This is a genomic window from Deinococcus aetherius, assembly GCF_025997855.1.
In the GTDB taxonomy this organism is placed as follows: Bacteria; Deinococcota; Deinococci; order Deinococcales; family Deinococcaceae; genus Deinococcus; species Deinococcus aetherius.
Map to the genome: position 1 here is coordinate 1,607,422 of NZ_AP026560.1, position 17,998 is coordinate 1,625,419.

The window sequence follows — 17,998 nt, forward strand, 5'->3', positions numbered from 1 at the left end:
AGGGTAGTGGTCAGGATTGCGAGCGTCCGTACAATTCTTGGCGTGGTGGCGGCGAGGACTATACTCCCCGGGCATGGGGCGGACGCCGGAAAAGATTGCCGTGCTGTGTCACGCGGGGGCCGGGGGCTCGGGGGTGGTGGCGACCGAGCTGGGGCTGCTCGTGGCGCAGGCGGGGCACGAGGTCCACTTCGTGGGGACCGCCGTGCCCTTCCGGCTGGCAGGGCAGCGCGGGGCGAATAGACCCTTCTATCATCAGGTCAGCGCCTTCGCGTACGCGCTGTTCGACCAGCCCTTCCCGGAGCTGGCGGCGGCGAACACGCTGACCGAGATCATCCTGGAGCACGGGGTGGAGCTGACCCACGCGCACTACGCGATCCCGCACGCGACCGCCGCCCTGCACGCGCAGGCGATCACCCGCCGAAGCCGGGTGGTGACCACCCTGCACGGCACCGACGTGACCCTGGTGGGGGCCGAGCCCGCCTTCCGGCACACGACCCGCCACGCCATCGAGCGCAGCGACCACGTGACGGCGGTGTCGCACTTCCTGGCGGGGCAGACGCGCGAGGTGTTCGGCGTGGACCGCGAGATCGAGGTGATTCACAACTTCGTGGACGCGGAGCGGTTCGTGCGGGTCGAGGACCCCGGGGTGCGCGCCCGCTTCGCGCACCCGGAGGAGGCGCTGATCGTCCACGTTAGCAACTTCCGCCCGGTCAAGCGGGTGGAGGACGTGGTGCAGGTCTTTGCGCGGGTGGCGAGCGAGGTCCCGGCCCGGCTGCTGATGATCGGCGACGGCCCCGAGCGGCCCCGCGCCTTCGAGCTGGCGGGGCAGCTCGGGGTGACCTCGCGCACGCACTTCCTGGGCTCCTTCCCCGACGTGCAGTCGGTCCTGGGGATCAGCGACCTCTTTCTGCTGCCGAGCAGCAACGAGAGCTTCGGCCTCGCCGCCCTGGAGGCGATGAGCTGCGAGGTCCCGGTCGTCGCCGCGCGGGCGGGGGGCGTTCCCGAGGTCGTGGAGGACGGGGTGACGGGCTTTCTCGCCGCGCTGGGCGACGTGGACGCGATGGCGGACGCCGCGCTGCGCATCCTGCGGGACCAGGACCTCTCCCGGGCGATGGGCGCGGCGGGGCGTCACGCGGCCCTCACCCGCTTTCACCCGGGGCGGATCGTGCCGCTTTACCTCGACGCCTACGCGCGCACGGTGACCGGTGTGCCGGGCTGAGACGCGGCGAGCCGCCGGGCCTCCTGGACGTGGAGTGTCCCGCTGTGCCCGCCCGGCTGTGATCACTTCACGTCGAAGCTTTATGAGAGCAGATCGCCAAAATGTGACAAACCCCTCATGAGCTGCCCTTAGGGTGAAGCTCGAATTCAGCCGGGACCGCGCCGTCCGCCCTCACCGTTCTGGTCTCCCGGAGACCGGGACGGCGGGCCGGGGGGCCCCACCATCACGCCCGGGGCGCGTCCTCAGCGACGTGCCCCTCCCGTTTTGCAGGAGACCCTCATGCCCCACTTCCCGCGCGCATTGTCCCTCGCCCCCGCCCTGCTCACCATGAGTCTGGTGCTGTCTGCCTGCTCGGGGGGGACGCCCGCCGCGCCCGTGACGGAGGCCTCCCCGGCGCCGGTGGCCGAGACTCCCCCGGCGCCGCCTGCCATAACCCCACCGACCCCCGCTCCCGGGCCTGCCCGCCTGACCGTCTCGGCCGACGGGCACCGGCTGGAGTACACGGACGGGCGGCCCTTCCTGTACTGGGGCGATACCGCCTGGGAGCTGTTCCACCGCCCGAACCGCGAGGACGCCCGCACGTACCTCCAGACCCGGGCCCGGCAGGGCTTCACCGTCGTCCAGGCGGCCGCGCTCGCCGAGGAGAGCGGCCTCACCGTCCCGAACGCGCAAGGGGACCTTCCCCTGGTCGGCAAGGACCCCACCCGCCCCGCCGTCACCCCGGGGAACGATCCGGGTGACCCTGAACAGTACGACTACTGGGACCACGTGGACTACATCGTGGATCAGGCGGCCTCGCTCGGGCTGACGGTCGCCCTGCTCCCGAGCTGGGGCATCTGGGTGAACAACGAGCCCAGGCTAGGCGACGAGCCCATCTTCACCCCCGACTCGGCGCGCAGCTACGGGCGCTTCCTGGGCGAGCGGTACCGGGACAAGCCGATCCTCTGGGTGCTGGGCGGCGACCGCTATCCCAACACGGAGGAGGTGCGGGCCATCTGGCGGGCGATGGCCCAGGGCATCGAGCAGGGGGTGGGCGGGGGCGACCGGGCCCTGATCACCTACCACACGCGCGGGGCCAAAAGTTCGTCGCAGTATTTCCACGACGAGCCGTGGCTGGACTTCAACATGTGGCATACCGGGCACTGCCGGGGCGAGCAGGAGGCCACCAAGCTGCTGGCGGACTACAAGCGCACCCCTGCCAAGCCGGTGATCAACGCCGAGCCCATGTACGAGGGGCACCCGGTGTGCCACCACGTCCCGAACGGCTACGGCGACGAGGTGGACGTGCGCAACATCGCGTACTGGAGCGTCTTCGCAGGGGCGGCTGGGCACGCCTACGGGCACCGAAAGGTCTACGGCTTCGACGTGTACGACGGCGACAAGGCGTGGCAGAAGGCGCTGGACACGGCGGCGGTGCGGCAGCTCGGGTACTTCAGGACGCTGCTGGAGTCGCGCCCCATGAAGGACCGGGGGCCCGACGACACGCTCGTGGCGGGTAGCTTCGTCGGCGACCGCCCCGTCGTGGCGATGCGCGGCCCCGACTACGCCTGGTTGTACCTGCCAGACGGCGGCCCGGTGACGGTCAGGCTGGGGCGCACGGGCGGCGCGCGGGTGCGGGCCTCGTGGTTCGACCCCCGAACCGGAACGCGGGCCGAGATCGGCACCTTCGCCAATGCGGGCGAGCGCACCTTCACCGCGTCCTCGGCGGGGCGCGGCAACGACTGGGTGCTGCTGCTGGAGGCGACTCCCTGACCCGGCCTTGAGCCTTCGTTGCCCTTTGCCGCCTTCGCCCCTGCGAGCGGGTACAACCGGGGTGGAGGCACCCCATGAACCAGAACCGCGACAACCCGCAGGACGACCGCCGAGCCCTCGCCCGCCGCATGGAGCCGCACCTGCGCCGCTCGATCCAGCACGGCATGGGCATTCGCGGCTCGGACGGCGCCGACGTGGGAACGGTAGAGCGGGTCGAGGGCGCCTACATCAGGGTGCAGGCGGGCGGCGGCACCCACTGGATTCCCGAAGGCCAGATCATGCGTGTGGACCAGTACGTCCACTTGGAAGTCGGCGCGGACGAGGTCGCGGGCGTGTGGGTGGATGAGGACCCCAACGCCGGGGAGCCGAACGACCTGCACGAGCAACACGAGCAAGGCGCGAAGGGCGAGCAGCGGCACCTGACGCACGAGAAGCGGAACGAACGGCAGTAGGCGCATCCAACAAATTGGACCTCAATGTCTGTGCTTAGTTGGTACTTATTCCGGCGCAGGCCGAGGCTTACTTTGCTTACTTTCCACGGCTCTGACGGTGGGGCGGTTTCCGGAGCACTTCAGCAGGTTTAGGGCAAGTCGGGGAAACGACTCCCGCGTGGGCTGAAGCCTTTCAAGGTTCTGTCAGAAATGTTTGAACACCCGCTCGGTATCCTCAGCTCTGTGAGAAGCATCGCTCTCCTCTGCTTTCCAACACTCCTGTTTTCTTCCTGCGCTCCAACGCAGAGCGACGGTGGCCTCACGGCTGGGACGTTGATCAAGCCCGGGCAGGTGTGGACCATGCAAGCCCAGTTGCCTGGAGGTGAAACCGAGCGGGCGAGTGCCCGAGTCCTCCAGGAACAGACGGAGTTGGCGAGCACAGTGACAGGGAGACACGTCTTTCAGGTGGTGGAAATCAACCCTGGGCAAAGAACGGGCCGACTGTCCTATGAGGCCGAAGCCAAGATCAAAACTTTAACCCTCGATCTTGTCGCCCAGCCGGGCGCCGCCGTGGAGAACAAAGCTTGTTTTGTCGAAAACCCTGGATTCTCAGGCTCCAAGCCAACTTTTGAGGGGAAGTACGCAGCCTCCCAGCAGACGATTGGACAATTTATGCTCGCTCTCTCCTGGGACCGTGTGACAGCCGATGGAACCTGTACCGTGAGTTTGGAATCTTCCCAGTAGCAACTCAGCCCTCCTTTACCCACCGCAGCCGAAAGGGGTCGGCCTGGTGCTGTCCCAAGCTGACCCCTTTCGGCGAGGACGGGCCTCCACTGGTCCACCTGTTCTAGGAATTGGCCTTACCAGGAGAGTCGCCTGACCCTCTTTACGCCCCTCTTGGATCAGGTCCCCACTTGTTCAGCCCTACCTGTCCGGGCAAGACCCCAAACACAATGGCTGCTAAGGTGCCGACGACTGGCACAAACAGAAGTAAGACCCATTTAGTATCTCGCCCTGTGTCATGAATTCGGCGTATAAATGTGAATAATAGAGGGATGAATAATATTATAAAGTAGATGTCCAAAATATCGCTATCACCTTTGTAATCGTGTGAGTTGGTTATTCCTTGGACTACTCCGATTACAAGGGTCCCGAGAAAGAAGACGAGTACAAATAGCCAGAATCCTTTGCGTGTTGTCCGTCCACTAGGGTTCAAAAAGCTCAGCACGTGGATAGATTACCGCAGGATGGAACCTCAGTGAACCTCAAATGTAGGCGGGAGCTGCACGTGTGGGGAACACCCCAGTACCCGACACTTTCCAGGGCGGGAGTTCCGGCCCTGATTTCTGGTAGGACAGAGCGCGTCTCCCGCCGCTCTGGACGCGCTGCGTCTCCATCTGATTCACGCTTTCCCCGAATACCGCAAGAACCAGCTCGACCTGCTGCTATTGCTGCTGTGTGCCGTGTTGCAAGCCAAGGATGTCCGGCATGCCGAACTTGCCCAGCGCCTCCCCGGCGGGGCCAAGATCGAATCGGCGGTGAGGCGGGTGGAACGCTTCTTTGACCGCCACCCGCTGGACCAGCAGGACACAGCTCGTCTGGTGCTGCGGTTGCTGCCAGATACGGGGCCACGCACGTTCCTGCTGGATCGGACGAACTGGCAACTGGGCAACCAGCACGTCAATGTGCTGGTCTTGGCCGTGGTGTGGCGAGGCGTAGCTGTGCCCCTGCTCTTTGAGCTGCTGCCCCACGGGGGCAGCAGTGATCAGCTCACCCGCCAGACCCTGCTCGACGATGCCCTCACGCTGTTGACGGCCCAACAGGTGGAGGTGCTGATCGCCGACCGGGAGTTCATCGGCCACGACTGGCTGGATGACCTACTCACCCGTGGAGTTCACTGCTGTATCCGCTTACGAAATAACACTCTGCTGGACGACCTGCCCGCCTCGCAGTGGTGGCCGAACTTGGGCGTCGGAGAACGGGGCCTGATCACCCATGACGTTGAGGTTCATGGCCTGCCGCTTCAGGTCGCCGCGACTATCGGGCAGGACGGTGAGCGGGTGATCGTGGCGGGGAACGTGCCAGCAGCGAGGCTGCTGGCGCTCTACCGCAAGCGGTGGAAGATCGAGTGTCTGTTCCGGCACCTGAAATCTAAAGGATTTAGGTTGGAAAACACCCACATGGCCCTGCACGACCATTTGGAACGGCTGCTGTGCCTGCTGACCCTGGCCTTTGTATGGAGCGTGGTGATCGGCTTGGAGGAGCCCGCCCGCATCAAGGGGCACGGCCGGGCCGCTTGGAGTGCCTTCACCCTGGGACTCCGTCGTCTAGTTCAGGCCTTCACCCGGGCTGCTTCGGGCCTGCCCGAGACGCTTCTCGCCCTGATCACTCAGGCGTTTGCTTCCCTCCACACCGTAAAATCAGAAAGTGTCGGGTACTGAGGGGGAACACATCCCCGGGTTCCATAACCGGCCTTAAGTGAGAGGGGCCCGGGTCACCCCCCAAGCCCGTCTCCCCTCACCGCCCCGCCTGCAACGTCACTTCCGCCGCCCCGTCCGGGTAAGGGGAAACCTTCACCGTACGGGCGACTTCGACCACCAGGGCATTCCAGCCGCGCTTGAGGGCTGCCTCATAACCTCTATTCGCCTTCACCGTCACGTCATTGCCCACCCAGACGACGAAGAGGGTGCCGCGCCCCACGTTGGCCGTCGCCTCGTTCAGCCCCTCGCCCTCGTCGCGGGTGCCGTTCCGGTTCACGTCGCGGTAGGTGAAGAACTTCAGCTCGGCGGCCTGGGCGGGGGCGCTCACCGTGACCGGGTCGAGGACGCCGGGCCACGCGACGTTCTGGGCGCTGAGGGGGGTCTGGGCGCGCGGGGTGGGGGCGGTCGTGGGCAGGTCGAGGCGGAAGCGTCCTCCCAAGGTCACGGGCACGCTGGCGATCTCCTGCACGGGCTGGCCGGAGGCGCTGACGGCCCACACGCTCACGCGGGTCTCGGGCGAGACGTTGCCCGCCACGCTCCCCGTCACCGTGAGGGCACCCGCCGCCGAGGCGAGGAGGGCCGTGGCGAGGGGGAGAAGGCGTGTGTTCATGCCCCCAGTCTACGCGCGGGGCTGACGGCGGGATGATTGAAAAGGACGTTTGGTAGGGGGTCCGTGGGGGAAGCAAGGGGGGCCGGAGCGTCGCGGCTCCGGCCCCCTCTCCCCTGGTCCGGCTGAGTCTCAGGCGGTGACGCCCAGCGCCTTTTTCACGAGGTCCACGATCTCGGGCATGGTGTCGGCGACGGGCACGTTCGCGGCCCCGAAGGCGGCGAGCTTGCTCTCGGGGGTGCCCACGTCGCCCATGATGATCGCGCCCGCGTGGCCCATCCGCTTGCCCTTAGGGGCGGAGCGGCCCGAGATGAAGGCGACCACCGGCTTCTTCATGTTCCGGGCGATGTACTCGGCGGCGGCCTCTTCATCCGCGCCGCCGATCTCGCCGATCACGACCACCGCGTCCGTCTCGGGGTCGGCCTCGAACATGGGGAGCACGTCGGCAAAGGTGGTACCGATCACCGGGTCGCCGCCGATGCCGACCGTGGTGCTCGTGCCCAGGCCCGCGTCGCCGAGGAGCTTGGCGGCCTCGTAGGTGAGGGTGCCGGAGCGGGAGATCAGGCCCACACGGCCTTTTTTCTGGTAGATGCGGTTGGGCATGATGCCCACCTTGCACTCGCCGCTGGTGACGAGGCCGGGGCAGTTGCCGCCGATGAGGCGGATGCCGGGGCCGCCCTGCTCACGGCTGAGCGCGTCAAGGGCCTTGACCTCCTGCACCGCCCGCATCATGTCCACGGTGGGCACCCCCTCGGTGATCAGGACGATCAGGGGGATGCCCGCGTGGGCGGCCTCCAGCACGGCGTCGGCGGCCCCGGCGGGCGGCACGAAGATGATGGAGACGTTGGCGTCGTGGTTCTCCTTCGCCTCGGCGACGGAGTTGTAGACGGGCCAGCCCTCGAAGTCCTGGCCGCCCTTGCCGGGGGTGACGCCCGCGACGACCTGGGTGCCGAACTCGCGCATGGCTCGGGCGTGGTTGGCGCCCTCGCGCCCGGTGATGCCCTGGACGATGATCCGGCTGTCCTTGTTGACGAGGATACCCATTACTTGTTCGCCTCCTGTGCGGCGGCCTCGGCGGCCTGGAACATGTCGGGGTACATCTGGATCAGGGGGCTGTTCACCTCGGCGAGCAGGGCCTTGGCCTCCTCCTCCGCCGTGCCCGCGATGCGCATGCGCACGGGCTTGGTCAGGATGCCGTCTTGCAGCGCCTGAATCACGCCCTTGGCCACCTCGTCGGCGCGGGTAATGCCGCCGAAGATGTTGATGAAGATGGCCTGCACGTCCCGGTCCTTGGAGACGAGCTTCACCGCGTTGTACACGATGTCGGCCTTCGCCCCGCCGCCGATGTCGAGGAAGTTGGCGGGCTTGGCCCCGGCGCGGTTCACCACGTCGAGGGAGGTCATCACGATGCCCGCGCCGTTCCCCAGGACCCCGACGTTGCCGTCGAGCTTCACGTAGGCGAAGCCGTACTTGCTGGCCTCGATTTCGAGCGGGTGCTCGGCCTCCAGCTCGCGCCAGTCGGAGAGGTCCTTGTGGCGGTACATGGCGTTGTCGTCGATCTCGAACTTGGTGTCGAGCGCGAGCGGCGTGCCGTCCGCCTCCACGAAGAGGGGGTTGATCTCGACGAGCACGGCGTCCATCTTCAGGGCCGCCTCGCTCATCTTGACCATCATGTCGGCGATCTTGTTCAGGTTGCCCCTGAAGCCCGCCTGGATCGCCACCTCGCGCGCCTCGAAGGGACGCAGGCCGGTGACGGGGTCCACGCGGTGGCGGATGATCTTCTCAGGGGTGGCGGCGGCCACTTCCTCGATCTCCATGCCGCCCTCGGCGGAGGCCATCAGGGTGTAGGACTGGACGTTGCGGTCGACGATCATGCCGACGTAGTACTCGGTGCCCGCGTCGATGTCGACGGCCTTGGTGACGAGGACCTTCTTGACGGTGAGGCCCTTGATGTCCATGCCGAGGATGTTCTGGCCGTTCTCATAGGCCTTGTCGAGGTTGGGGCTGAACTTGACGCCGCCCGCCTTGCCGCGCCCGCCGACGTGGACCTGCGCCTTGACGACGACGGGCTGCCCGTACTCGCGGGCGATGTCGCGCACCTCGTCGGGCGTGTAGGCGACCCGGCCCTCCTGCACGTTGACGCCGAAGCGGCGCAGCAGCTCCTTGCCCTGATACTCGTGAAGCTTCACGGTTTCCTCCTCTGTGGCTCTGGGTGAGGCCGATTTCCTTATTGTCCCGAGCAAGGAGTATAAGCCGCCCCGCCGTTTCCCCGGCCCCTTGTCCCCACCGTGGGGACAGAGCGGGGGCGGCTCCGGCGTGTGTTACGTTGCCCGGCAATGAGCCAACTGGAGGGATTGAGGGCGGCCATGAGCCGCGCGGGCGTGGACGCAATGTGGGTGAGCGGCCCGGCGAACGTGCGCGCCCTGACGGGCTTTTCGAGCCCAGCGGACGGGAAGGTGCTCGTTACGGCGGAGGGGGCGACGCTCTACACCGACGCGCGTTACACCGTGCAGGCGCGGGAGGAGTCACGGCTGCCGCCGGTGATCGCCCGCCCGCCCGAGACGTACGAGCACGCCGCTTCCCCGGTCAGGGACCTGCGGGTAGGCTTCGAGGCCGAGTATCTGACGGTGGCGGGGTTCGAGGAGTTGCGGGCACACTGGGACGCGACGCTGGTGCCGACCCGGGGTCTGGTGGAGGCCCTGCGCCTGGTCAAGACGCCGGGGGAGGTGCAGGCGATCCGCGACGCCCAGGACCTCGCCGACCGTGTGTTCGGGGAGGTCCGGCCCATGATCCGGGCGGGGGTGCGCGAACTTGACGTGGCGCTGGAACTCGAACTGGGGCTGCGGCGGGCGGGGGCAGAGGTCGGCTTCGACGTGATCGTGGCGAGCGGGCCGCGCGGGGCGATGCCGCACGGGGTGGCGTCGGAGCGGGTCATCGGGGACGGTGAACTCGTGACGGTGGACTTCGGGGCGCGCCTCAGGGGCTACCACTCGGACATGACGCGCACGGTGGCGGCGGGAACGCCGGGCGAGGAGATGCGCCGCGTGTATAACGCCGTGCTGGAGGCGGAGGAGGCCGCCGTCGCCGCCGTGCGTCCGGGTGCGCGGGCAGCGGACCTCGACGCGCTGGCCCGCGAGATTCTGGAGCGGCACGGGCTGGGCGAGGCGTTCGCACACTCGCTGGGGCACGGGGTCGGGCTGAACATCCACGAGGGGCCGGGGCTCAGGAATGGCAGCGAGGACGTGCTGGAACCGGGCATGGTGGTGACGGTCGAGCCGGGCGCGTACCTGCCGGGGGTGGGCGGGGTGCGGATCGAGGACCTCGTGCTGGTGACGGAAGGCGGCTCCGAGGTGCTGAGCCGTACCCCTAAAGAGCGGGTGTAGGCTCCGTCACCCAGGCTGACCCCGCTCCCGGGAGAGGGTGTTAGAATCGGCCCCGGGCTTCACCCCTTAGAGGAGGATTGGTTTCGATGACGATGGAAACGGCGCTTCTGACGCTGGACACGCTCGCGAAGTACCTGCGCGACAAGGAAGTCCAGCTCGACATGGAAGAGAACAACGGGCAGCGCTTCATCCGCATGGGCTGGCGCTTCGAGATGGGCGACGCAGCGGTGCTCGTCTCCGTGAACGACGGCCCCAACAACACCAGCCGCCTGGAGATCACCTGCGTGACCCAGAAGCAGTACGCCGACCGCCGCCTCGACGTGGCGATGATGCTCAACGACCGCAACCGCGAGCGGGCCTTTTCCCGCTCCATCGACGCCGACGGCAATGTCTGGCTGGAGTACGTGGGCTTCTACCCCACCCTCGCCGAGATGCCCCAGGAGACCTTCGACACCCTCTTCGGCGGCGTGCTGATGCACTTTCAGGACGACTACGCGTCACTGGAGGGTTACGTCCCCGGGCCGCAGCTCCAGCAGCCCCAGGCGTAAGCAGGGTGAAGAAAGGGGGCGGGGAGACTTGCCCCCTTTGGTTTACCCGTTTTGGTGATAAAAATCACTAGAATATGGCTAGAGAGCAAATTCCCAAACAAATTGTTGTTATGCCTGTGTTGTGAAGACGGCAATTTCTGTCTCGGACACCCCGTACGAGCGTGGTGAGCGGTACGCATGGCGGCGTTTCCTCTCGAAGGGCGAGCTCTACGCCTGTGTGCTTGGAGAGTACCTTGACCGCCACGAGAACGACGACATGACCGTACAACTCGGTGAACTTCATGCTGAGGAGGACAGCCGTCTCGAGGTTGCTCCAGTCGAACTCGGCTTCGAGGTGCGGCGGCGGCAGGAGCGGCAGGATTGAGCGGAGAGACTGAGGGAGCAGGCTAATGAGTCGCCTGCCCCCAAGGAAGAGTCAGCCTGCTTGTATTAATTTAAGCACTACTTCCCCGCCAACTCCTCCAGCCGCTCCACATACCCGGCCAGCGTGCGGAAGGTCGCCTCCACGGGTTCGGGTGAGAGCATGTCCACCCCGGCCTCACGCAGGGCGTCGATGGGGTCGAGGCTGCCGCCGGAGCGCAGGAAGGCGAGGTAACGCTCGCGGGCGCCCTCGGGATCAACAGCGAACCCGGCGAGAAGCTGGTGGGCGGCGCTGATGCCGGTGGCGTACTGGTAGGCGTAGAAGTTGGCGTAGAGGTGGGTGGAGAACTGTGCCCAGAGGATGCCGCTGCGCTCGCGGTCCACCTTGACGCCGTCGCCGTAGCCCTGCGAGAGCAGGTCGGCGGTGAGGTCGATGAGGTCGGGGGCGCTCAGCGTGCCGCCCGCCTCGATGCGGCGGTAGCACTCCAGCTCGAAGGCAGCCAGGGTGGGCATGATGAAGAAGTAGCGGTGGAAGTTGGAGAGGGCCTCCTCGATGATTGCCACCTCGAAGTCGGTGTCACCCGCCTCGCGCGCCTGTTGCAAGAGGGACTGACGGACCATCGCCTGATTGAAGTTGCTCGCCACCTCGGCGTGGAAGAGGGTGTAGCGGGGCACGCTGAAGGGGTGCTCGCGCTGGGAGAGCAGCGAGTGCATGGAGTGGCCGATCTCGTGGGCGAGGGTGGAGTAGCTGCCCAACGTGCCGTTCCAGGTCATGAAGATGTACGGCTTGACGCGCCCGGCTCCGGCGGAGTAGGCGCCCTGACGTTTGCCGTCGTTGGCGGCGTAGTCCACCCAGCGCCCCTCGGTCAGCCCCGCGCGCAGATCATTCACGTACTCCTCGCCGAGGGGGGCCATGCCCCGCGCGATCCACTCCACCGCCTGCTCGTAGGTCACCTCGCGGGGGGGGACGAGGGCGGCCTTCACGTCGTACTCGCGCAGTTCGGGGAGGCCAAGCCAGCGTTTGCGTACGTTCCAGTAGCGGTGCCAGGTGGGTGTGTGGGCGCGGTAGGTGTCCAGGAGGGTGGTGACGACCTCGGGCGGGATACGGTCTGGCGCAAGGGTCGCCGTGATCGCGCCTTCGTAGCGGCGGGCGCGGGCGAGGAAGACGTTCTGGCGGACGTTGGTGGCGTACATCGCCGCCTGAGCGTGGCGGACGGCGAGGTGGGCGTCGGCGTAGTTCTCCCAGGCCTGACGGCGGACCTCGCGGTCAGGGTCGGAGGTGAGGCGGTCCACGTTGCCCTGAGTGACGGGCTCATCCCCGGCGGTGCCGAAACGCAGGTCCATGTTGGCGAGGGTGGGGTGGATGCCGCGCTCCGAGGCGAAGGGGGCCTGGACGGCGCCGAGGAGTTCTTCCACCTCGGCGGAGCGGACATGCTCGCGGGTGCGCCAGAGACGCTCAAAGCGGATGCGGTAGTCGGCGAGGTCGGGGCGGGTCAGCCACTCCCGCACGGTCGCCTCGTCGAGGGCGAGGAGTTCGGGGCGGGCGAAGGCGGTCACGCTGGCGTACCGCGCAGTGATGCCGTTGGCCCGGTCACGGCGGGCGGCGGCCACGGCGTCGCGGCCGTCCACGCTGGCGCCCATGCTCGCATAGGAGAGGAAGCGGGTCAGGCGCAGTTCGACCTCGCCCTCCTCGCGGAGGTAGGCGGCGAGGGCGTCGGGGCCGCCCCCGAGCTGCCCGGCGTACCTGCTCAGGGCGTCGATGAGCCCGGGCAGCGCCTCCGCCTCGGCCTCCCAATCCTGCGGGGTAGGAAACAGGGCCTCGATGTCCCAGGTCTGCTCGCGCGGCACGTCGGCCCGCCTCGGCAAGGTTGTGGTCATGCCGCAGAGGCTAGCACCGCTTCCGGGCCTGACCCCCCGCCACCCGGCGCTGCCGCAGGCACTCGTACAGGACGAGGGCGGCGGCGGTCGCCACGTTCAGGCTGTCGGCGGCGCCGTGCATGGGCACCCGGACGGGGAGTTCGGCGGCCCGCCACTCGGGGGGCAGGCCCTCGTGCTCGGCCCCCAGGACGAGGGCGACCCGGCCCGTCAGCGGCGCGTCCCAGTAGACCCGGGGGGCGTCGGGGGTGCAGGCGACCCGCGTAAAACCACGTTCAACGAGCCATTCCAGCGCGTCCCCTTCCTCCAAGGCGACGACGGGCAGGCTGAAGACGCTGCCCTGACTCGCGCGGATGACGTTCGGGCCGTAGGGGTCGGCGCCGCGCCCGAGGACGATCACGCCGGAGACCCCCGCCGCGTCCGCCGTTCGCAGGATCGCGCCCATGTTGCCGGGCTTTTCCAGGCCGTGCAGCACGACGAGGATGGCGTCGCCGGAGGGGTCGGGCAGAGAGGGGGCGGGAGCAGGGGCGACGCCGAGCAGGCCGTCCGGGTTCTCGCGCCCGCTGACCTTCTCGAACGCCTCGCGGGAGAGGTGGACGGGGGGGCCGGGCAGGGTCGGGGCCACCTCCCGCGCCTCCGGGCTGAAGAGGGGCGGGCAGAGGTAGAGGGTCTGGGGGGTGATGCCTGCCGCCGCCGCGCGGGAGAGTTCACGGGCGCCCTCGATCATGATGACGCCCTCGCGTTCGCGCTCACGTCGTCCACGCAGGCGGACGAGCCGCTTGACGTGCGGGTTTTGCAGGGAGGTGATCACGCCTTCGCCGGTCATCGGGGCCCAGTATGCCCGCTCTCCTCCTGCCCATGCCCCTCCCCTATCCCAGCCTCAAGCCCTGCCCGTGTGGCTCGGGGCGGAGTTACGGCGCGTGCTGCGGTCCCCTGCACCGGGGAGAGCGGGAGGCGGCGACCCCCGAGGAGCTGATGCGGTCGCGGTACTCCGCCTACGCCCTGCGCGACACGGCCTACGTGCGGTAGACGTGGCACCCGGGGACGTGCCCGCCCGACCTCGACCTGGAAGGCGACGAGGCGCGTTACCTGGGGTTGACGGTTCACCGCGCCGAGGGGGACGAGGTGAGCTTCACGGCGGTCCTGCGGTTGGGGGGACGGACCCACCGCCTGCGGGAGCGGAGCACCTTCGAGCGGCTGGGGGACCGCTGGGTGTACGTGTCGGGGGAGTGAGGGAACGGGCGGCGCGTCCGGGACGTACCGTGGGGCATGACCAAAAGACAGGAGCAGGGCGGCGAGGGCGCTCCTCGGCGGGCCTTCCCGGTGCGGCTGGGGTTGATCGTGGGGGGGCTGGTGCTGGCAGGTCTGGTGGTGGAGCAGGGGCTGCGGGTGGTGCCCGCCGGGAACGTGGGGGTGGTGTTCAGCGCGTTGGGGGGCGTCAAGTCCCCGCCCCTTCAGGAAGGGGTGCATTTCGTCACGCCGTTCGTCGACCGGGTGAACCTGTACTCGACGCGCACGCAGGAGGTGACGCTCTCGCACGCGCGCGGCGAGGGGGACGAGGGAGCAATCCGGGCCAGAAGCAAGGAGGGGCTGGACATCACGGCGGACGTGACGGTCAGGTACGCGATCAACCCGGGGCGGGCGGCGGAGCTGCACCAGAAACTCGGCCCGGCCTACGAGCGGGTGCTGATCGCGCCCGAGATTCGCTCCAAGGTGCGCGACGCCATCGGGCAGGTGAACGCGGCGGACCTGATCAGCACCCAGCGCCAGGCAGTCGAGGTCAGGGTCTCGGAGGCGCTCAAGCAGGAGTTCGCGCGGAACAACATTCTCCTCGACGCCGTGCTGCTGCGTGAGCTGCGGATTCCCGAGAGCGTCGCCAAGGCCATCGAGCAAAAACAGACCGCCGAGCAGCAGGTGGCGGTGGAGCGCAACCGATTGCAACAGGCCAATATCAGCGCCCAGCGCGCGGTGGTGGAGGCAGAGGGGGCGGCAAAGGCGTCGGTCGCCCGGGCGCGCGGCGAGGCGCAAGCACTCTCCCTGCGCGGGCGGGCCCTGCGCGAGAACCCGCAGCTCATCCAACTGACGGTGGCCGAGAAGCTCTCGCCCGGCATCAACACAGTGATGCTGCCCTCCGACGGGAACTTCCTGCTGGACCTCAAAACCCTTCAGGGGCAAGGGGTGGGAGCGACCAAACCGGGGGACTGAGGTCACGCATAGTAAGGGCATGGGCAAGGCGGAGGTGGGCGCGTGACGGCGGTGTTGCTGCTGCTGGTGATCTTCGGCGGCATCGCCCTCATTACGTATGTGGACAACACGACGAGGGCCGGGCGGCGGGCGGCGAGGTTACCGCCGGGGCGGGGGGAAGCCCTTCCCGCTGCCGCGCGAGCCTTACCCGCTCCCGAGCCCGTGGAGTCGCTTCTCCTCCGGCTTCCCGAGCCGCAGCGGACGCGGACGTGGGCCATCCTGTGCGCGGTGGCGGACGCGCAGGCCGCGCCCGGCACGCCCGACGCCCGCACGGCGTACCTGCTCGCCGAGACGCGTCGGGCGTACCTCCCCGACACGGTTCGGGCATACCTGGGCCTCACCGACGGGGCGCGGGAACGCCTCGCCGAGCAGGGCCAGCCCGCCGACACGCTGCTCACCGAACAGCTCGCCCTGATCGAGGACGGGGTGCGCGAGGCGCTGCGGCACGACCACGCCGCCGCCGACCGGCTGATGACTCAGGGGCGGTTCCTGCGGGAGCGGTTTCAGGCGGAGGGAGGACCTGGGGGATGGGCGTTGCCGGATGTGGGCCCGAAAGGTTAAGGGCTTGGTCGCTATTCACGGGGTAACTACACAACCGAGGGTCGCGTTAACTCGATGACATCAACGCCCTGCTCTTCCAACACGGACATAAGCGCATCAAAGCCTTCTCTCTCCGCGAAACCTACTTCGACATCTGTCAAGAAAAAGCCCATCCAGAGCTTCCCCTGCTGTCCCAAGACATCTAACCGCGAATAGGGGTTGACAGGGTGGGGGGAGAAATGGCAAAGGGACGGTGCTCATGTGCCGTCCCGACCTCAGTCTACTCCCCATTCCCGACGCCCTGCGACGCCTGACGGTCTGGCTGACCCCCCAGATGCCATCCAAGCTGGTCCACCCCCACGAGAAGATCAGTGACGCCGAATTGGTGGCGGTGGCCCTATTGCAGCGGATTCACAAAGCACCCTACTTCAGGGGCTGGTGGAGGATGCTCAAACTCAACCACTGTCCCCATTACCCTTCGGAGGTCCAGGCCCGTACCCGGCTGGAACGCTTGACCCCTGTGATCGAGGGCGCGAGTGTCGAAGTCCAGGCACTGGACTTCGTGGCCGTGGACTCCGAACCCCTCCCAGTCTGCACCTTCAAGCGCGCTCCCCGTTGCAAGTTCAAGGGGGCACGACACGGCTTCAGTACCTCCGGCCCGGTGTATGGGTTCAAGCTGCATGCCTGGACGACCCTGAATGGCAAAATCGCCCAGTACGTGCTCCGGCCCGCCAACGAGCATGACTTCACCGTCGGGTGCGTGATGAACCGCGACTGGCCCACCTTCGGTGGGCCGAAGCAGATTGGGGACAAAGGCTATCAGTCCGGCACGTACCTGACGCCACCCAAAAGCAATGCCAAGCGTCCTGACCCTCGTTGGAAAGACGAATATGCGGCTGCCCGCAAGATCATCGAGTCGGCGTTCTCGGTGCTGGTGGGTTCCGGCTTGCGGTGGGGGCAGGTCAAGACGATGGCGAGCTTGCGGCTCAAGGTCGCCCTCCTCGTCCTCGCCCACAACCTCAAGTTCTTTGACCTCCCCGCCTAATCACACTTGGCGCTCCGAGTCAATCCCTATTCGCGGTATCTAGCTCGACGCGAGCGAAGCCCTCTGGGAAAGGATAAGGCTCTACGAACGCAATTGCGGTCTTCCTGTAACGCTTGTAGAACGCGGGCATAGAACGGTGAAGATGCCGCAAGTAACTCACCCTCTCAATACCCGTTTTCAGATGCAACAGGAATGATAGAGAAGCCGCTACGGCCCCCATCACTATGTCATCCCCTTCTGAGACGGGAACGACGACCTCACATACTTCTCCAAGCTCCTGCCTGAAGTGCGACAAACCTAAGGACGCCATAATATGCGCATCTTTCATGGCATGAGCAAAGTCCAACACTTTAACCGTTTTTCCCTCAACTTCAAAGCTAATTTGTGCGTTGGAGTCCCGCAGGTAACGCTGGTAGTGATCGAGGTAGGCGGCACCGATGGACATGCGCCTGTTATACCGCTCCCACTCGGGACAATTATGCCAACATGCGAGCCGACTTCAGCACGTACTACGGATAAGGGAAAGTCCGCTTCTTGTAATTCAAGACAACTCACCCCAGCCGCCCGATTCCCGGCAGCAGCGTCACCACCAACGCCGCCGTCCCCAGGCTGGCGAGGGTGCTCAGCGCGACGGCACTCGCCACCGTGTCCGCGTCGGCCCCGTACTCGCGGGCCAGGAGGAAGGCGTTGACGGCGGTGGGCATGGCCGACGCGAGCACGAGACCCTGGAGGTTCAGCCCGCGCAGGCCGAGCAGCAGCCCCAGCGCGAGGGCGAGGGCGGGCATGGCGAGCACCCGCAGCAGCGTGGCGGTGAGGACGGGCCGGGTGAGCGCCACCCGCGCCGCCTGCCCGAGCTGGATGCCGAGCGAGAGCAGCACCATCGGCAGGGCGGCCTGACCGAGAAGGTCGATGCCCCGGCGCAGGCCGAGTGGCAGCGGGACATCGAAGGCCCGGACGAGCAGCGCGGCGGCGATGCACCACACGACGGGGAGACGGAGAACGGCGGCCAGGCCCGCCCGTGCGCCTCCCGACGAGCCGTACAGCAGCGGCCCGAGCGTGAAGGTCAGCACGACCGAACAGAGGAAGATCACGACCGCCTGGTCGAGTCCCGGCTGCCCCAGGGCGAAAAGCGCGATGGGCAGCCCGAAGTTGCCGTTGTTGCCTATGGCGACGCTCGCCATGACGGCGCGGCGGGTGGGGCCCGGCACGCGTCGGGCGGCGAGGAAGGCGACGAGGACGCCGGTCAGCGCCAGGGCGAAATACGCCAGGGCGAGGTGCAGCCCGGCCCGGGGGGTCACCGTCGTGCTCAGCAGGCTGCTCAGAGCCAGGGCGGGCGTCAGAGCGTTGAGGCTGACCTTGCCGAGGGTGTCCTGGCTGAGCGGAAAGCGCCGGGCGAGCAGGGCACCTACCCCCGCGACGAGCACGACGGGCAGCACGACGTTGAGGAGGGCCGCGAACACGGGGGGCAGGATACGCCGCCCCGCTTTTCTGGACTCGGTTCAGCTTCCGCCCGG

The 17,998-nt window shown here is 67.4% G+C and carries 19 protein-coding genes and 1 pseudogene; 12 read left to right on the forward strand and 8 right to left on the reverse strand.

The annotated features are described in order from the left end of the window. Positions 1 to 73: 73 nt before the first annotated feature. The 4 genes from bshA (at position 74) to DAETH_RS08025 (ending at position 4,146) form a co-directional block, all read left to right on the forward strand. A complete protein-coding gene (gene bshA, locus DAETH_RS08010) occupies positions 74 to 1,219 on the forward strand; it encodes an N-acetyl-alpha-D-glucosaminyl L-malate synthase BshA (RefSeq protein WP_264774375.1) in 1,146 nt (381 codons plus the stop codon). Positions 1,220 to 1,498: 279 nt separating this feature from the next. After that, positions 1,499 to 2,971, forward strand: a complete 1,473-nt coding sequence (locus DAETH_RS08015) for a glycoside hydrolase family 140 protein (RefSeq protein WP_264774376.1) — start codon at positions 1,499 to 1,501, stop codon at positions 2,969 to 2,971. 74 nt (positions 2,972 to 3,045) lie between these two features. Next, positions 3,046 to 3,423, forward strand: a complete 378-nt coding sequence (locus tag DAETH_RS08020; protein WP_264774377.1) for a DUF2171 domain-containing protein — start codon at positions 3,046 to 3,048, stop codon at positions 3,421 to 3,423. 222 nt (positions 3,424 to 3,645) lie between these two features. After that, positions 3,646 to 4,146 (forward strand): hypothetical protein, encoded by a 501-nt coding sequence (locus DAETH_RS08025; protein ID WP_264774378.1) that lies wholly within the window; start codon positions 3,646 to 3,648, stop codon positions 4,144 to 4,146. 142 nt (positions 4,147 to 4,288) lie between these two features. Here the strand turns inward: DAETH_RS08025 and DAETH_RS24645 are convergent, their stop codons facing one another. Further along, positions 4,289 to 4,630, reverse strand: a complete 342-nt coding sequence (locus DAETH_RS24645) for a DUF805 domain-containing protein (RefSeq protein WP_406585078.1) — start codon at positions 4,628 to 4,630, stop codon at positions 4,289 to 4,291. Positions 4,631 to 4,865: 235 nt separating this feature from the next. Between DAETH_RS24645 and DAETH_RS08030 the strand changes: the two genes are divergently transcribed. Beyond that, entirely contained in the window at positions 4,866 to 5,843 is a 978-nt protein-coding gene (locus DAETH_RS08030; protein WP_264774379.1) for an IS4 family transposase, read from the forward strand. A 76-nt stretch (positions 5,844 to 5,919) separates the two neighbouring features. Here DAETH_RS08030 and DAETH_RS08035 read toward each other — a convergent pair whose 3' ends face one another. The 3 genes from DAETH_RS08035 to sucC all read right to left on the reverse strand — a co-directional run bounded on the left by DAETH_RS08035 (position 5,920) and on the right by sucC (position 8,720). Then, positions 5,920 to 6,492 (reverse strand): hypothetical protein, encoded by a 573-nt coding sequence (locus DAETH_RS08035; RefSeq protein ID WP_264774380.1) that lies wholly within the window; start codon positions 6,490 to 6,492, stop codon positions 5,920 to 5,922. 129 nt (positions 6,493 to 6,621) lie between these two features. After that, positions 6,622 to 7,533, reverse strand: coding sequence for a succinate--CoA ligase subunit alpha (sucD, locus tag DAETH_RS08040; protein ID WP_264774381.1), 912 nt, complete (start codon positions 7,531 to 7,533; stop codon positions 6,622 to 6,624). Next, on the reverse strand, positions 7,533 to 8,720 hold the full coding sequence (sucC, locus tag DAETH_RS08045) for an ADP-forming succinate--CoA ligase subunit beta (protein WP_264777411.1): 1,188 nt from the start codon (positions 8,718 to 8,720) through the stop codon (positions 7,533 to 7,535). The genes sucD and sucC overlap by 1 nt, the downstream gene beginning before the upstream one ends. A 105-nt stretch (positions 8,721 to 8,825) precedes the next feature. Here sucC and DAETH_RS08050 point away from each other — a divergent pair, with 105 nt between their 5' ends. The 3 genes from DAETH_RS08050 (at position 8,826) to DAETH_RS08060 (ending at position 10,784) form a co-directional block, all read left to right on the forward strand. Further along, a complete protein-coding gene (locus tag DAETH_RS08050; RefSeq protein WP_264774382.1) occupies positions 8,826 to 9,872 on the forward strand; it encodes a M24 family metallopeptidase in 1,047 nt (348 codons plus the stop codon). Positions 9,873 to 9,958: 86 nt separating this feature from the next. Further along, positions 9,959 to 10,420 carry a YbjN domain-containing protein gene (locus tag DAETH_RS08055; protein WP_264774383.1) on the forward strand — a complete coding sequence of 154 codons (462 nt, stop codon included), beginning with the start codon at positions 9,959 to 9,961 and terminating at the stop codon, positions 10,418 to 10,420. A gap of 121 nt (positions 10,421 to 10,541) precedes the next feature. Next, entirely contained in the window at positions 10,542 to 10,784 is a 243-nt protein-coding gene (locus tag DAETH_RS08060) for a ChpI protein (protein ID WP_264774384.1), read from the forward strand. Positions 10,785 to 10,861: 77 nt separating this feature from the next. On the opposite strand, the gene pepF is transcribed toward DAETH_RS08060, so the two are convergent. Together pepF and DAETH_RS08070 are read right to left on the reverse strand one after the other, a co-directional pair. Next, positions 10,862 to 12,658: an oligoendopeptidase F gene (pepF, locus tag DAETH_RS08065; protein ID WP_264774385.1), complete on the reverse strand. Its 1,797-nt coding sequence runs from the start codon at positions 12,656 to 12,658 to the stop codon at positions 10,862 to 10,864. A 10-nt stretch (positions 12,659 to 12,668) separates the two neighbouring features. Next, positions 12,669 to 13,481: a TrmH family RNA methyltransferase gene (locus DAETH_RS08070; RefSeq protein ID WP_264774386.1), complete on the reverse strand. Its 813-nt coding sequence runs from the start codon at positions 13,479 to 13,481 to the stop codon at positions 12,669 to 12,671. 32 nt (positions 13,482 to 13,513) lie between these two features. On the opposite strand from DAETH_RS08070, the pseudogene DAETH_RS08075 reads away from it, so the two are divergent. From DAETH_RS08075 to DAETH_RS08090, 4 genes and pseudogenes are all read left to right on the forward strand, one after another. Beyond that, positions 13,514 to 13,888: pseudogene (locus tag DAETH_RS08075) on the forward strand (YchJ family protein). Between the two features lie 36 nt (positions 13,889 to 13,924). After that, entirely contained in the window at positions 13,925 to 14,860 is a 936-nt protein-coding gene (locus tag DAETH_RS08080) for a prohibitin family protein (RefSeq protein WP_264774387.1), read from the forward strand. A gap of 42 nt (positions 14,861 to 14,902) precedes the next feature. After that, positions 14,903 to 15,460: a hypothetical protein gene (locus DAETH_RS08085; protein ID WP_264774388.1), complete on the forward strand. Its 558-nt coding sequence runs from the start codon at positions 14,903 to 14,905 to the stop codon at positions 15,458 to 15,460. A gap of 238 nt (positions 15,461 to 15,698) precedes the next feature. Beyond that, the gene (locus tag DAETH_RS08090; protein WP_264774389.1) at positions 15,699 to 16,484 is read left to right on the forward strand and encodes an IS982 family transposase; all 786 of its coding nucleotides are present in this window, start codon (positions 15,699 to 15,701) and stop codon (positions 16,482 to 16,484) included. A gap of 19 nt (positions 16,485 to 16,503) precedes the next feature. Here the strand turns inward: DAETH_RS08090 and DAETH_RS08095 are convergent, their stop codons facing one another. Together DAETH_RS08095 and DAETH_RS08100 are read right to left on the reverse strand one after the other, a co-directional pair. Continuing rightward, positions 16,504 to 16,929, reverse strand: a complete 426-nt coding sequence (locus DAETH_RS08095; protein WP_264774390.1) for a hypothetical protein — start codon at positions 16,927 to 16,929, stop codon at positions 16,504 to 16,506. Positions 16,930 to 17,035: 106 nt separating this feature from the next. Beyond that, entirely contained in the window at positions 17,036 to 17,944 is a 909-nt protein-coding gene (locus DAETH_RS08100) for an AEC family transporter (protein ID WP_264774391.1), read from the reverse strand. Between the last annotated feature and the right edge of the window lie 54 nt (positions 17,945 to 17,998).

Coding starts and splice junctions, on each gene's coding strand:
- DAETH_RS08090 (WP_264774389.1), top strand. CDS start 15,699: ATGTGCCGTCCCGACCTCAGTCTACTCCCCATTCCCGACGCCCTGCGA.
- DAETH_RS08015 (WP_264774376.1), top strand. CDS start 1,499: ATGCCCCACTTCCCGCGCGCATTGTCCCTCGCCCCCGCCCTGCTCACC.
- DAETH_RS08080 (WP_264774387.1), top strand. CDS start 13,925: ATGACCAAAAGACAGGAGCAGGGCGGCGAGGGCGCTCCTCGGCGGGCC.
- bshA (WP_264774375.1), top strand. CDS start 74: ATGGGGCGGACGCCGGAAAAGATTGCCGTGCTGTGTCACGCGGGGGCC.
- DAETH_RS08095 (WP_264774390.1), bottom strand. CDS start 16,929: ATGTCCATCGGTGCCGCCTACCTCGATCACTACCAGCGTTACCTGCGG.
- DAETH_RS08055 (WP_264774383.1), top strand. CDS start 9,959: ATGACGATGGAAACGGCGCTTCTGACGCTGGACACGCTCGCGAAGTAC.
- DAETH_RS08050 (WP_264774382.1), top strand. CDS start 8,826: ATGAGCCAACTGGAGGGATTGAGGGCGGCCATGAGCCGCGCGGGCGTG.
- DAETH_RS08070 (WP_264774386.1), bottom strand. CDS start 13,481: ATGACCGGCGAAGGCGTGATCACCTCCCTGCAAAACCCGCACGTCAAG.
- DAETH_RS08020 (WP_264774377.1), top strand. CDS start 3,046: ATGAACCAGAACCGCGACAACCCGCAGGACGACCGCCGAGCCCTCGCC.
- pepF (WP_264774385.1), bottom strand. CDS start 12,658: ATGACCACAACCTTGCCGAGGCGGGCCGACGTGCCGCGCGAGCAGACC.
- DAETH_RS08035 (WP_264774380.1), bottom strand. CDS start 6,492: ATGAACACACGCCTTCTCCCCCTCGCCACGGCCCTCCTCGCCTCGGCG.
- sucD (WP_264774381.1), bottom strand. CDS start 7,533: ATGGGTATCCTCGTCAACAAGGACAGCCGGATCATCGTCCAGGGCATC.